13 protein-coding genes are annotated in these 12,342 nt (G+C 59.0%); 11 read left to right on the plus strand and 2 right to left on the minus strand.

Features of this window, described 5'->3' with window-relative positions; translation table 11 throughout:
* The first annotated feature begins 68 nt into the window (after positions 1-68).
* From hemW to HMPREF1261_RS06755, 11 genes are all read left to right on the plus strand, one after another.
* The gene (hemW, locus tag HMPREF1261_RS06705) at positions 69-1,208 is read left to right on the plus strand and encodes a radical SAM family heme chaperone HemW (RefSeq protein WP_023030398.1); all 1,140 of its coding nucleotides are present in this window, start codon (positions 69-71) and stop codon (positions 1,206-1,208) included.
* 163 nt (positions 1,209-1,371) lie between these two features.
* Entirely contained in the window at positions 1,372-2,412 is a 1,041-nt protein-coding gene (hrcA, locus tag HMPREF1261_RS06710) for a heat-inducible transcriptional repressor HrcA (protein ID WP_023023433.1), read from the plus strand.
* A gap of 81 nt (positions 2,413-2,493) precedes the next feature.
* Positions 2,494-3,654: a molecular chaperone DnaJ gene (gene dnaJ / locus HMPREF1261_RS06715; protein ID WP_023023431.1), complete on the plus strand. Its 1,161-nt coding sequence runs from the start codon at positions 2,494-2,496 to the stop codon at positions 3,652-3,654.
* On the plus strand, positions 3,654-4,397 hold the full coding sequence (locus HMPREF1261_RS06720) for a 16S rRNA (uracil(1498)-N(3))-methyltransferase (protein WP_023030399.1): 744 nt from the start codon (positions 3,654-3,656) through the stop codon (positions 4,395-4,397). Before dnaJ ends, HMPREF1261_RS06720 begins: the two co-directional genes overlap by 1 nt.
* Before the next feature lie 10 nt (positions 4,398-4,407).
* On the plus strand, positions 4,408-5,385 hold the full coding sequence (locus tag HMPREF1261_RS06725; RefSeq protein ID WP_023030400.1) for a PhoH family protein: 978 nt from the start codon (positions 4,408-4,410) through the stop codon (positions 5,383-5,385).
* Positions 5,386-6,006 carry an rRNA maturation RNase YbeY gene (ybeY, locus tag HMPREF1261_RS06730; protein ID WP_005278097.1) on the plus strand — a complete coding sequence of 207 codons (621 nt, stop codon included), beginning with the start codon at positions 5,386-5,388 and terminating at the stop codon, positions 6,004-6,006. It begins immediately after the preceding gene.
* Positions 6,007-6,057: 51 nt separating this feature from the next.
* Positions 6,058-6,906: a pyridoxal kinase PdxY gene (pdxY, locus tag HMPREF1261_RS06735; protein WP_023030401.1), complete on the plus strand. Its 849-nt coding sequence runs from the start codon at positions 6,058-6,060 to the stop codon at positions 6,904-6,906.
* A 126-nt stretch (positions 6,907-7,032) separates the two neighbouring features.
* Entirely contained in the window at positions 7,033-8,052 is a 1,020-nt protein-coding gene (locus HMPREF1261_RS06740) for a formamidase (protein WP_023030402.1), read from the plus strand.
* A 912-nt stretch (positions 8,053-8,964) separates the two neighbouring features.
* On the plus strand, positions 8,965-10,002 hold the full coding sequence (era, locus tag HMPREF1261_RS06745; RefSeq protein WP_023030404.1) for a GTPase Era: 1,038 nt from the start codon (positions 8,965-8,967) through the stop codon (positions 10,000-10,002).
* Positions 10,003-10,008: 6 nt separating this feature from the next.
* Positions 10,009-10,725 (plus strand): DNA repair protein RecO, encoded by a 717-nt coding sequence (gene recO / locus HMPREF1261_RS06750; protein WP_005278101.1) that lies wholly within the window; start codon positions 10,009-10,011, stop codon positions 10,723-10,725.
* Between the two features lie 10 nt (positions 10,726-10,735).
* On the plus strand, positions 10,736-11,488 hold the full coding sequence (locus HMPREF1261_RS06755) for an isoprenyl transferase (RefSeq protein ID WP_005284186.1): 753 nt from the start codon (positions 10,736-10,738) through the stop codon (positions 11,486-11,488).
* 31 nt (positions 11,489-11,519) lie between these two features.
* Here the strand turns inward: HMPREF1261_RS06755 and HMPREF1261_RS06760 are convergent, their stop codons facing one another.
* Entirely contained in the window at positions 11,520-11,939 is a 420-nt protein-coding gene (locus HMPREF1261_RS06760) for a Fur family transcriptional regulator (protein ID WP_034658244.1), read from the minus strand.
* Between the two features lie 68 nt (positions 11,940-12,007).
* A complete protein-coding gene (locus tag HMPREF1261_RS06765; protein WP_023030405.1) occupies positions 12,008-12,298 on the minus strand; it encodes a helix-turn-helix transcriptional regulator in 291 nt (96 codons plus the stop codon).
* Positions 12,299-12,342: the final 44 nt, after the last annotated feature.

The raw sequence follows: 12,342 nt of genomic DNA on the forward strand, positions 1-12,342 counted from the left end.
TTGGCAATATACTACATGTTTAACACCCATTTCGGCCATTTTGTTCCCCTCCTATTAGGGTTTGATTCATGACTGAACCATTCGGGCTGTATATCCACGTTCCCTTTTGCGCCACCCGTTGCGGCTATTGCGATTTCAATACCTATACCCCCGGCGAGTTGGGCAGCCCGCGCGATCTCACCGGCCCTTACCTCGATGCCTTGGACAAGGAGCTGGAGATGGCGGCTGGCCGCGTGGGGCGCACCGCGGATACGGTCTTCATCGGTGGCGGCACGCCCTCGCTCCTGGGCGGGCAGGGCCTGAGCCGCATCCTGGATACGGTGCGCTCTACCTTTGGGCTTAGCCCAGGTGCCGAGGTCACCACCGAGTCCAACCCGGAGTCCACCTCGCCGGAGTACTTTGCCGCGCTTGCCGATGCCGGCTTTAACCGCATCAGCCTCGGCATGCAGTCCGCCTCGCACAGCGTGCTCCAGGTGCTCGAGCGGGCCCACACCCCCGGACGCGCCTTCGCCGCCGCGCGCGAGGCCCGGGAGGCAGGCTTCCAGCACGTCAACCTCGACATGATCTATGGCACGCCCACCGAAACCGACGATAACGTCCGCGAGACCTTGGACCGCGTGCTAAAGACCGGCGTCGACCACGTCAGCGCGTACTCGCTCATCGTGGAAGACGGCACGCGCATGGCCCGCAAGGTGAATAAGGGATTGCTGCCCGCCCCGGATGAAGACGTGCTGGCCCGGCGCTACGAAATGATTTCTTCCACCCTCGAAGACGCCGGCTTTGAGTGGTACGAGGTCTCCAATTGGTCGCTGCCCGGCGGCGAATGCGAGCACAACCGCATCTACTGGGTGGACGGCAACTGGTGGGGCGCAGGACCTGGTGCGCACTCCCACCTAGGTGACGAGCGCTTTTATAACGTCAAGCACCCCAATCGCTATATCCAAACGCTAGGAAACGGCGAGCTGCCCATCAAAGACAGTGAAACCCTAACGGGTGCCGATCGTCACATGGAGAAGGTGATGCTCGGCCTGCGCCTGCGCGAGGGCATCCCAGAATCCTGGCTCGATGCCCACGCTGCCCCGGCATTGGAGGGCTTCATCGACCGCGGCCTGCTCGAGCGCGCCGGCCAGCGCGTGCGAGTGACCAAGCCTGGGCGCCTGCTTGCCGATGGCATCGTCTCCGACCTCCTCATCGCCGAAGAGTCCTAGCCGCCGTCAGAAAGTTCTTATATTCCCCTCTGAACCACCAAAACCCCTTATTCGGGCTTATTCTTGTTAGACTTTTAAGATCGGCACTGGATTTACGCTGTATTTATAGAGAGACGCCGGCACATCGACGGAAACTAACCCGTAGAGAATAGGAGCACTCGAAGTGTCCACCTCAACTGATGCCCGCCGCAAGGAGGTCCTGCGGGCCATCGTTGCGGATTACATTGCCTCCCAGGAGCCTGTCGGTTCCAAAACGCTGGTAGAGCGCTACCGGCTGGGCGTTTCTTCCGCGACCATCCGCAATGACATGGCCGTGCTGGAATCGCAGGGGCTGATTTCGCAGCAGCATGCTAGTTCTGGGCGCGTTCCCACGCAGCAGGGCTACCGGCAGTTCGTTGATTCTCTCCACGAGGTTAAGCCGCTTTCTACCCCTGAGCGCAAGGCGATGCTGAACTTCCTGGAAGGCGGGGTAGACCTCGAAGATGTGCTGCGCCGCTCCGTGCAGCTTTTGGCTCAGGTCACTGAGCAGGCGGCCGTGGTGCAGTTGCCCAATTTGAAGGTCTCGCGCGTTAAGCACTGTGAGGTGGTCACGCTATCTCCGGTGCGGGTGCTGCTGGTGTTGATTACGGATAATGGCCGCGTGGATCAGCGCAACGTGGAACTGGATGAGGTCATTGACCAAGACCAGACGTATCGCCTGCGGGACATCGTCAATAATGCACTGGTGGGCAAGACGCTTACTGATGCCTCCGTGGAGCTCGCCCACCTCGTCGATGACGCCCCGCTGGATATTCGCCACCACGTGCTCAAGGTGGCGACCACGCTCATTGAAACCTTGGTGGAACAGCCATCTGATCGCCTGATTATGGCGGGCACCTCTAACCTCACCCGCGTCGCGCGCGAATTCCCGGAAGGCCTGCCTAAAATTATCGAGGCCTTGGAAGAACAGGTCGTCGTGTTGAAACTGCTGGCACGCGTGCCGGACCTGGGCAATGTATCCGTGGTGATTGGGGACGAAAACGAAGAGGATCAACTGCGCGATGCCTCCGTCGTTGCCGCCGGGTATGGTTTTGGAACTGGGGGACAGGCGGCTACGCTTGGCGGCCTTGGCGTGGTGGGGCCGACCTTTATGGACTATTCGGGAACAATCTCTAAGGTCTCTGCTGTTGCACAATACGTGAGTGAAATTTTGGCCGGCGAGTAGTGCGAGTAGACTAGCCGGTCGCTACATAAATTTTTGCAAGGTAATACCAACAAGACGATCGAGTAAGGAATATCTCTAACAGTGGCTCGTGACTATTACGGCATCCTCGGTGTTGATAAGGACGCAACGGACCAGGAAATTAAGAAGGCGTACCGCAAACTGGCCCGCAAGTATCACCCGGATGTGAACCCGGATGATGAGGCAGCGGCGGAGAAATTTCGCGAGGCCTCGGTTGCCCAAGAAGTTTTGCTGGATCCGCAAAAGCGCCAGATCGTCGATATGGGCGGCGATCCCATGGAGCAAGGCGGCGGTGGCGCTGGTGCCGGTGCCGGCGGATTTAGCGGCTTCGGCGGCGGTGGCTTGGGCGATATCTTCGCCGAGTTCTTCGGCGGTGGCGCCGGCGGCGGATCCCGCGGACCTAAGTCGCGCGTGCAGCCCGGCAACGATGCCCTCCTGCGTACCCGGATTACCCTGGAAGAGGCTTATACCGGCCTGAAGAAGAAGGTTACCGTTGATACCGCGGTGCTGTGTGACTCCTGCGGCGGCACCGGCTCGAACTCCAAGTCTAAGCCCGTCACCTGCGATAACTGCAACGGCATGGGTGAGATCCAGGAGATGCAGCGCAGCTTCTTGGGCAATGTGATGACCACCCGCCCGTGCCCGAAGTGCCAGGGCTTTGGCGAGATCATTGAGGATCCCTGCAACCAGTGCGCCGGCGACGGACGCGTGAAAAAGCGCCGCGATCTTACGGTGTCCATCCCCGCCGGCATCAACGATGGCATGCGCATCCGCATGGCCTCCCAGGGTGAGGTCGGCCACGGCGGTGGCCCTGCAGGTGACCTCTACGTGGAGGTGCACACCCAGGAACACGAGGTCTTCCAGCGCAATGCGGATGACCTGAACGTTACCGTGCACGTGCCGATGATCGATGCTGCCCTGGGCACCAATTTCACCATCGACCAGCTCAACGGCGAAGAGCTCACCATCGATATCGAGCCGGGCACCCAGCCGGGCGAGTCCATCAAGGTCGAAGGCGCGGGCATGCCACGCTTGCGCACCGATGGTTACGGCAGCCTGTTTGCCCACGTGGACGTGGTTGTTCCCAAGGATCTGGACCGCAAGAGCCGCGAGGCGCTGGAAAAGATCCGCAATACCCGCGATGAGGGCGCCCGCGTGCGCACCGCCAGCGACGGGCAGGAAGACTCCTTCTTTACCCGCCTGCGCGATAAGTTCCGCCGCTAATGTCGCTGCCCGTCTTCATCCACCCGGATCTCTCCGCCGCCCAGGCCGGAGACGCCATCACGCTGTCTGGGCCTGAGGCGCGCCACGCCGTGACGGTCAAGCGGATGCAGCAGGGGGAGAAGCTGGCGCTTATCGATGGCACCGGAATCCGCCTTACCCTCACCGTCACCGAGACCTCGGGCAAGGACCACTTGACCGGCACCGTCGAGTCCGTTACCCAGCTTCCGGAACCGAATCCGCGGGTAACCGTGGTGCAGGCGATCCCCAAATCCGAGCGCGCCGAGCTAGCCGTTGACCTGGCTACACAGGCCGGGGCGGATGAGATCATCGCCTGGCAGGCGGATCGCTGCGTGGCCAAGTGGGACGGGAAGAAGGCACCGAAGGCCGTCGCCAAATGGCAGGCCGCGGCCGAAGCGGCCGCAAAGCAATCCCGGCGAGAGCGCATCCCGCAGATCCGTGGCCCGCTGACTACCCGCCAATTGGTTGTGGAGCTAACAGAGCGCGCAGAGTCCGCGAGCGTGCTGGTCTTGCATGAAGAGGCCACCGAATCCATCCGCGATGTGGATTTGCGCGGCGAGGTTTTCCTCTTGGTTGGCCCCGAAGGCGGAATCGGGGAAGAAGAGCTGGCAACGCTGCGCGAGGCCGGGGCCGTTCCCATCAAATTGGGCCCGGAGGTTTTGCGCACCGCCAGCGCGGCGATGGTGGCCTTGGCGGCTATCGGCATGCGGACTGAGCGCTGGTAGCCTATTAGACGTGCCTATCATCACCAAGAAATGTGAGATCGATTCCGCGTATGTCAGCAGCGTATTGGGCAGCGCGGACGATAACCTCCGCGTGCTCAATGACCGCCTCGATGCGGACCTTTTTGCCCGCGGCAATATTGTCACCGTTACCGGCCCCGATTACGAGGTAGCCCGCGCGGCGAAGATCCTCGATGAGCTCGAGGCCATCGCTAGGCGCGGCCATGCCGTATCTACCGATACGGTCAAGCACACCATGGACATGGTCGCCGTAGAGGCGCCGCAGTCGGTGGCAGCGGCGATGGCGGCGGACATCGTCAAGCGCCGCGGCAAGTCCATCCGCCCCAAAACCGTGGGGCAATCCGAATATGTGCAGGCCATCGATAATAATACGGTGGTCTTTGGCATTGGCCCGGCTGGTTCCGGCAAGACCTATCTGGCGGTGGCGAAGGCCGTGCAGGCCCTGCAAAATAAGCAGGTCTCCCGCATCATCCTTACCCGTCCGGCGGTCGAGGCGGGCGAAAACCTGGGCTTTTTGCCGGGCACGCTCAATGACAAGATCGACCCGTACCTGCGCCCGCTCTATGACGCGCTGCGGGACATGCTCGATCCAGAGATGATCCCCAAGCTCATGGATGCCGGCATCATCGAGGTCGCCCCGCTGGCGTATATGCGCGGGCGCACGCTCAATGATGCTTTCGTCATCCTCGATGAGGCGCAAAACACCACGCCGGCGCAGATGAAGATGTTTTTGACCCGCCTGGGCTTTGGCTCCACCATTGTGGTCACCGGCGATATTTCCCAGGTGGATCTGCCACGCGGGCAGGTATCCGGCCTGCGTATTGTGCGGCGGATTCTCAATAACGTGGACGATATCCACTTTGCGGATCTCAGCGCCAAAGACGTGGTGCGCCACCAGCTGGTGGGCCGCATCGTGGATGCTTATGATTCCTTTGATAATAAAAACGCCGCGGAAAACGAGGGGGAATAAGTGAGTATCGAATTTCTCAATGAGTCGGGTTTTGATGGCGTCAACGAGGAGATGCTTATCGATGTCGCCTCTTATACCTTCGGCGCCATGGACATCAATCCCGCTGCGGAATGCACCATTACCTGCGTGGACCTGAAATCCATCGAGGATCTGCACATCCGCTGGATGGATCTAGAGGGCCCTACCGATGTGATGAGTTTTCCCATGGATGAACTTACCCCCGGCGCCACTTCTGGTGGTGGGCGCCCCGATGCCGCCGATCCGGGCCCTGCCATGCTTGGCGATATCGTATTGTGCCCCGAGTTTGCCCTGCGCCAGGCCGATGCCGCCGGGCATTCGCTCGGGCACGAGCTCGCGCTATTGACGGTGCACGGCTGCCTGCACTTGCTGGGCTACGATCACGCCACCGCAGCGGAAGAAAAGGAAATGTTTGCCCGGCAGAATGAGCTGCTGGCGGATTGGTACGATGACCTCGCCGCACGCGGGAAGAGCTACCAGCCAAAGCCCTCGGGCCCGAAGGCCTTTCCGGATGCTGCCGAGCGCGCACGCCTTGATGAGCAGGTGCCTGGTGGCGGAATTCCTGCCATCGGGGAACCACGCGACGAGGAACCCCAAGAATAATTTCGCCCATTTCTTTGTCTCTGTGCACAGTCAGTAGCACAATGGATAGTTATGACTATCCTTTCCATCCAGTCTCATGTCACCTACGGCCATGTGGGAAATTCCGCGGCCGTCTTTCCCCTCCAGCGCGCCGGCCACGAGGTGTGGCCCGTGCACACGGTGAATTTTTCCAACCACACCGGATACGGTGACTGGGGCGGGCCGATGATTCCGGCCAGTGATGTCACGTCGATCATCGATGGCATCGAAAAGCGCGGTGCTTTTGAAGGCATCGACGCCATCCTTTCCGGATACCAGGGTGGTGCCGACATTGCCGATGCCATCGTGGACACCGTCCGCCGCATAAAGGCCGTCAACCCCGAGGCTCTCTACGCCTGCGACCCCGTGATGGGTAATGCGAAGTCGGGCTGCTTCGTTTCCGATGACATTCCGCCGCTGCTGCGCGACCGCGTGGTGCCGGTTGCCGATATCATCACTCCTAACCAATTTGAGCTGGGCTATCTGACCGATACCGAGGTCAGCACCTTGGACCAGACCTTGGCGGCGGTGAAGAAGGCGCAGGAAATGGGGCCGAAGACGGTACTGGTTACCTCCGTAAAGCGCCCGGAAACCCCTGCGGATCAGATTGAGATGCTCGCCGTCGACGGTGAGCGCGCTTTCTTGCTCTCGACCCCGCTGTTGCCGTTTAAGCGCAACGGCTCCGGCGACGTGACCGCCGCGCTGTTTACCGGCCACTACGTTGAAACCCATGACGTTAAAGAAGCGCTGCGCCGCACCGCATCTTCCGTCTACAAGCTTCTGCGCACCACGTATGAAGCCGAATCCACCGAGCTACAGCTCATTCAGGCCCAAGACGCTTTCGCCCACCCGAGCATGCAATTCCAGGCCGAGGAGCTCTAAAGCTGTCTCCCAGAGGGGATGCGTCTGCAATCTGAGACAAGAGCGTCGTTTTTCTAGTGGATACGTGATGTTCGCCATATAAAGTGATAGGTGTAACTTAATCGACGACGTGATTGGAGTCCCGTCTTGTCCAGCACCGGAAGCATCAGCGCATCCCCCGACGGCCTGTTGATGGCCCTTATCCAATACCCAGTTCCCGTAGTCAATACCCCAGAAGACGTTCAGGCAAACGTCGATGAAATCTGCCGCATGGTTGCCTCGACCAAGGCTGGCTACCCAGACCTGGATCTCATCGTCTTTCCGGAATACTCCTCTTCGGGGTTGAATACCAAGATCTGGTCCTACGATGAATTCCTCATCGGGCTCGATGATCCCAAGGTGGACCAGTACAAGCAGGCTTGTAAGGATAACGACCTCTGGGGCGTATTCTCCATCATGGAACCCAACCATGAGGAAGGAAAGCCCCCGTTCAACACGGCGATTATCATCAACTCCGACGGCGAGATTGCGCTGCACTACCGCAAGCTGCAGCCATGGACCCCCATCGAGCCGTGGTACCCAGGTGACTTGGGCATGCCGGTATGCGATGGCCCCAAGGGCTCCAAGCTTGCAGTCAATATCTGCCACGATGGCATGTTCCCCGAGCTCGCCCGCGAAGCAGCGTATAAGGGAGCCAATGTTTATATCCGTATCTCGGGCTATTCCACCCAGACCCAAGACCAGTGGGTGATGACCAACAAGACCAACGCCTTCCAGAACCTCATGTACACGGCATCGGTGAACTTGGCGGGCTATGACCAAGTCTTCTACTACTTCGGTGAAGGCAATGTTTGCAACTACGACGGCCACATGATTTCTGAGGGTCACCGCAACCCGGGCGAAATCGTCACTGCAGAGGTATTCCCAGCGCTGGCTGATAAGGCGCGCATCAACTGGGGCCTCGAAAACAACATCTTCAACCTGGGCAATCGCGGCTACGTTGGCTACCCAGGCGGAAAGACCGAAAACTACCTCACCTGGGTAGAAGATCTGGCCAAGGGCGAGTACAAACTACCGTGGTCCGATGATGTCCGCATCAAGGACGGCTGGAAGTACTACCCGGACGGACCGCAGCTAGGCCCGCTTCCGGATGAATTCAAGAAATAGGCGCCTGGCTAAATCTCTTAGCTATTGAAGGCCCCGCCCCTCGTACATTTTGAGGGAGCGGGGCCTTCGGGCTGTTGTTGAACCGATCGAAAGCGCAAAAGGTCAACGTCTTCGGGTATATCTGAACGCGATTTGCAATATCTCAGGCGCGAATTTGCTCAGTTGTTGCAGTGGACCTATAACATCTGCGAAAAGGTAGGCGGGATACAGCTTCGAGGCACCGCTCTAGAGTCCTTCTCCTTGTGCCTGCGAGGGTGTCTCTGCAAAAGAACCTTCGTCATAGAATTCTGGTGAGGCTCCACCCTGCGGTGGTCCCGAATATGGAGCGCCGCCATTGCAGAGTTCGGACCACTCGTCTGGATAAAGCAAGTGCCCATTAATACCACCGCATACCGCTTCCGCGCGCACGGAACGCTGGAGTGCAGGGGTATTGCACAGTTCGGTTTGGTGCGAAGAGCCATCAGAAAATCTCCCGACTGCGCCAAGGCCCATTTCGCAGTACAGCAGCTCTGGCTCAGGGGTGGCTGCCTGCGGTTGTGTGCCTAACTCTTCAGTTGTTACTTGAGTTTCTGGTTCTGCTGGGGTTTCGGAGGTGGGCTCTTGCGTGGTGGCTTGTGCAACGCTGCTCGAAGAGGAGGCACTGGGTGAGCTGGATGATGAACTAGTAGAAGTACTGGTGGATTCCTCTTCGGAAGGCGAAGGGTCAGCATCAGGGGATGAACAGGCACTAATGGAAAAGGTGAGAAGAGCGCCCAGGAGCAGTAGGGGAGACTTGGTTGGCATGGCGGAGTGCCTTTCAGAAAGCGGTGAGAGATATACCTTGGAGGAGAGAACTGTCTTAGCTTAGCCTGCAGATTTGTTGTGGCGTGAAACAATCGGAGATTTTGGTGCGGTGGGCTATCATTGCAGGTAATGAGTTCTGATATTGATGCACAGTTTGATGCGGCATTCGAGGGCCTGCCAGATGGCCCCGATGATGCTGCTCCGGAAGTCGCCGGGGAGAAGGCCGCTCCGCTAGATTATTCGCAATACACGGATACCCCAGAAGGATTCCGCTCTGGATTCGTTTCCTTTGTGGGCCGCCCGAATACGGGTAAATCCACGCTGACTAATGCGCTGGTAGGTCAAAAGATTGCCATTACCGCGGACCAGCCTGAAACGACTCGCCACACCATCCGCGGTTTGGTTCACCGCGAGGATGCACAGGTGGTCGTGGTGGATACGCCGGGTCTGCACCGCCCCCGCACCTTGTTGGGCGAGCGGCTGAATGAAGTGGTCAAAGAAACGTATGCGGATGTGGATGTCATCGGCTTGACCATTCCAGCGGATGAAAAGATCGGCCCGGGTGACCGGTGGATCTTGGACAATGTGCGCTCGATTGCACCGAAGACCCCCATCATCGGCATCGTGACTAAGCTGGATAAAGCCTCCAAGGACCAAGTGGGCGCGCAGCTTTTGGCCTTGCACGAGCTCTTGGCGCAAGAAGATCCAGAGGCAGTGGTGATTCCGGTTTCTAGTAAAAAGGGCGTGCAGCTGGATGACTTGGTGCAGGTCATCGTGGATCACTTGCCGGAGGGCCCGAAGTTCTATCCGGATGATCACATCACTGATGAAGGGCAAGAAAAGCGCATTGAAGAACTCATCCGTGAGGCCGCGCTATCTGGCTTGAAGGCGGAGCTGCCGCACTCAGTTGCGGTGCAAATCGATGAAATGCTGCCCTCGCGCACGCGTGAGGGAGTGCTGGATATTCACGCCATCATGTACTTGGAGCGTCAAGGGCAAAAGCGCATCATCGAGGGTAAAGATGGCCTGCGTTTCCGCCGGATTGTGGGCAATGCCCGCAAGGAAATCATGGAGCTACTGGGCCAGAACGTGTACCTGGACCTGCGCATCAAGGTGCTGAAGAACTGGCAATCGGATGCCAAGTCGTTGGGCAGGCTCGGGTTCTAAAAGGCCATGCGCGAAAATTACCGCGACCGCGCCGTGGTCATTCGCTCCTATGATTTTGGGGAAGCCGACCGCGTAATCGTACTTCTCACCCAAAACCATGGGTTGGTGCGTGCGGTGGCCAAGGGCGTGCGCCGGGCAAAATCGCGCTTTGGATCGCGGCTGCAGCTCTTCGTCAACCTTGACGTCCAACTGTATGTGGGAAAGAATTTGGCCACGATTTCCCAGGCGGATACGGTGAATTATTTTGGCGCGCGCCTCATCGAAGACTACGAACGCTATACGGCCGCGTGCGCGGTCTTGGAGTCGGCCGAGCGGCTCATCTACGCGGATGGCGACGGCGACCCGTATCTCTACAACGCGGTGGTGGCGACGCTAGAGCATCTGCAAACCGAGGAGCCGACGCAAACGCTCGATGCGTTCTTATTGCAGGCCATGGCGCATGCCGGGTGGGCACCGAGCCTTTTTGATTGCGCCCAGTGCCAGCGCCCCGGCCCGCACCACGCCTTTCACCCGGCCGTCGGCGGCGCCGCCTGCCACGAATGCCGGCCACCAGGTGCTGCAGAGGTGGATCCGGAAACCCTGCACCACTTGTGGCTTTTGGCACATGGCTACCCGACGGACCCGACGAATGCGCAGCGGCAGGAGGGGCATCGGCTAGCGCGGGCGCACCTGCAGTGGCACATGGAGCGAAATGTGTCCGCATTACAGGTGATGGAACAGTAAACTGTAGTCCGTGATTACCCCAGATCCTTCTCGTCGCCTGACCCCGCCGAATATCCCGGATGAGCTGCTGCCGCGCCATATTGCGTTGGTGATGGATGGCAATGGCCGCTGGGCTCAGGAAAAGGGCATGAAACGCACGGAAGGCCACCGCAGGGGAGAGGCGGTGCTTCTCGATGTCGTCGATGCCTGCCTCGCCGCCGGTGTCCCGTACCTTTCGGCCTATGCGTTTTCTACTGAAAATTGGCGGCGCAGCCCAGAAGAGGTGCGCTTTTTGATGGGCTTTAACCGTGATGTGCTGCGCCGGCAGCGCGAGTGGCTCCACGAACGCGGTGTGCGCGTGGTGTGGGTGGGGCGTCGCCCGCGCCTGTGGCGCTCAGTGATTAAGGAGCTCGAGGCCGCCGAGGAATTGACCAAAAATAATACAAAAATGACGCTGGCTATGTGCGTCAATTACGGTGGCCGGGCAGAAATGGTCGATGGCGTGCGCCAGATCGCGGAAAAGGTCGCCGCTGGTGAAATCCGTCCGCGCGATATTAGAGAAAGCACCATCGCAGAGAATCTCTATGATCCCGGCATGCCGGACGTGGACCTATTCTTGCGGCCTTCCGGCGAGAAGCGCACCTCGAACTTTCTGCTGTGGCAATCTGCCTACGCCGAGATGATTTATCAGGACAAGTTATTTCCTGATTTCACCCCGGAGGATCTCTTCGCTGCCATTGAGGAATATGCCCGCCGCGATCGCCGCTTCGGTGCTGTGAAGTAGGGAAATAGGGGGATTAAAACAGCGCGCGTGATTACTGCGCGGCGGCGCACTGCGAGCACACGCCGAAGATCTCCGCGTCGTGGCCGGTAAGTTCGAAGTTGTATTCGGCGGCTACGGCCGAAGCCCACTTTTCAATGGGGCCGCCATCGATTTCTTCGGTGCGGCCGCATTTGGTGCATACCAGGTGGTGGTGGTGCGCGTCGGTTTCGCAATGGCGGTACAGGGTCTCGCCATTGGGCATGTGTAGCGCATCTACGGCATCAATATCGGAAAGAGACTGTAGGGTGCGGTAGACGGTGGTGAGACCGACCTTTTCTTGCCGCTCTTGGAGCTGGTGATAAATCTCCTTGGCGGAGGCGAACTTGTCGATGTCCCGCAGGACCTCGACCACCGCGGTGCGCTGTTTAGTATTGCGCGAGCCGAGCTTGGGGATACTCTCATGAATGGACATGCCATCCATATTATCAACTCTTTTTCAACAAGCGCTATAATAAATCGTCTTTATATGCAGACTCGTGATTAAGAGGCGATTTTCGCGGCGTCTTCCAAAAGGGTTAAAACCTCCGGTGCTACCAGAGAGTAGGTCACCTCGCGCCCATTGCGCTCGGAGCTGGCAATCCCTGCCTGCTTAAGCACCCGCAGGTGCTGGCTAATCAGCGGCTGGGACTTGCCGGTGGCTTTTACTAGCTCGTGCACGTAATGGTCGCGTTCCGCCAGCCGGGTAATAATGGAAATGCGCAGCGGGGAATCGAGGGCCGCGATAACGCTTGCGGCCGCAGAGTTATTAAATGCTAATTGAACGGTCGTCATAGGGAGTGGGCACCTTCAATACGGTATCTATTATCTGTCGACCA

The sequence above is a fragment of the Corynebacterium sp. KPL1818 genome, from assembly GCF_000478135.1.
GTDB classification, from domain to species: domain Bacteria; phylum Actinomycetota; class Actinomycetes; order Mycobacteriales; family Mycobacteriaceae; genus Corynebacterium; species Corynebacterium accolens.

Bases quoted from the DNA above. Each gene is read 5' to 3' on its own strand.
- hemW (WP_023030398.1), top strand. From the start codon at position 69: ATGACTGAACCATTCGGGCTGTATATCCACGTTCCCTTTTGCGCCACC.
- HMPREF1261_RS06720 (WP_023030399.1), top strand. From the start codon at position 3,654: ATGTCGCTGCCCGTCTTCATCCACCCGGATCTCTCCGCCGCCCAGGCC.
- pdxY (WP_023030401.1), top strand. From the start codon at position 6,058: ATGACTATCCTTTCCATCCAGTCTCATGTCACCTACGGCCATGTGGGA.
- era (WP_023030404.1), top strand. From the start codon at position 8,965: ATGAGTTCTGATATTGATGCACAGTTTGATGCGGCATTCGAGGGCCTG.
- recO (WP_005278101.1), top strand. From the start codon at position 10,009: ATGCGCGAAAATTACCGCGACCGCGCCGTGGTCATTCGCTCCTATGAT.
- HMPREF1261_RS06760 (WP_034658244.1), bottom strand. From the start codon at position 11,939: ATGTCCATTCATGAGAGTATCCCCAAGCTCGGCTCGCGCAATACTAAA.
- HMPREF1261_RS06765 (WP_023030405.1), bottom strand. From the start codon at position 12,298: ATGACGACCGTTCAATTAGCATTTAATAACTCTGCGGCCGCAAGCGTT.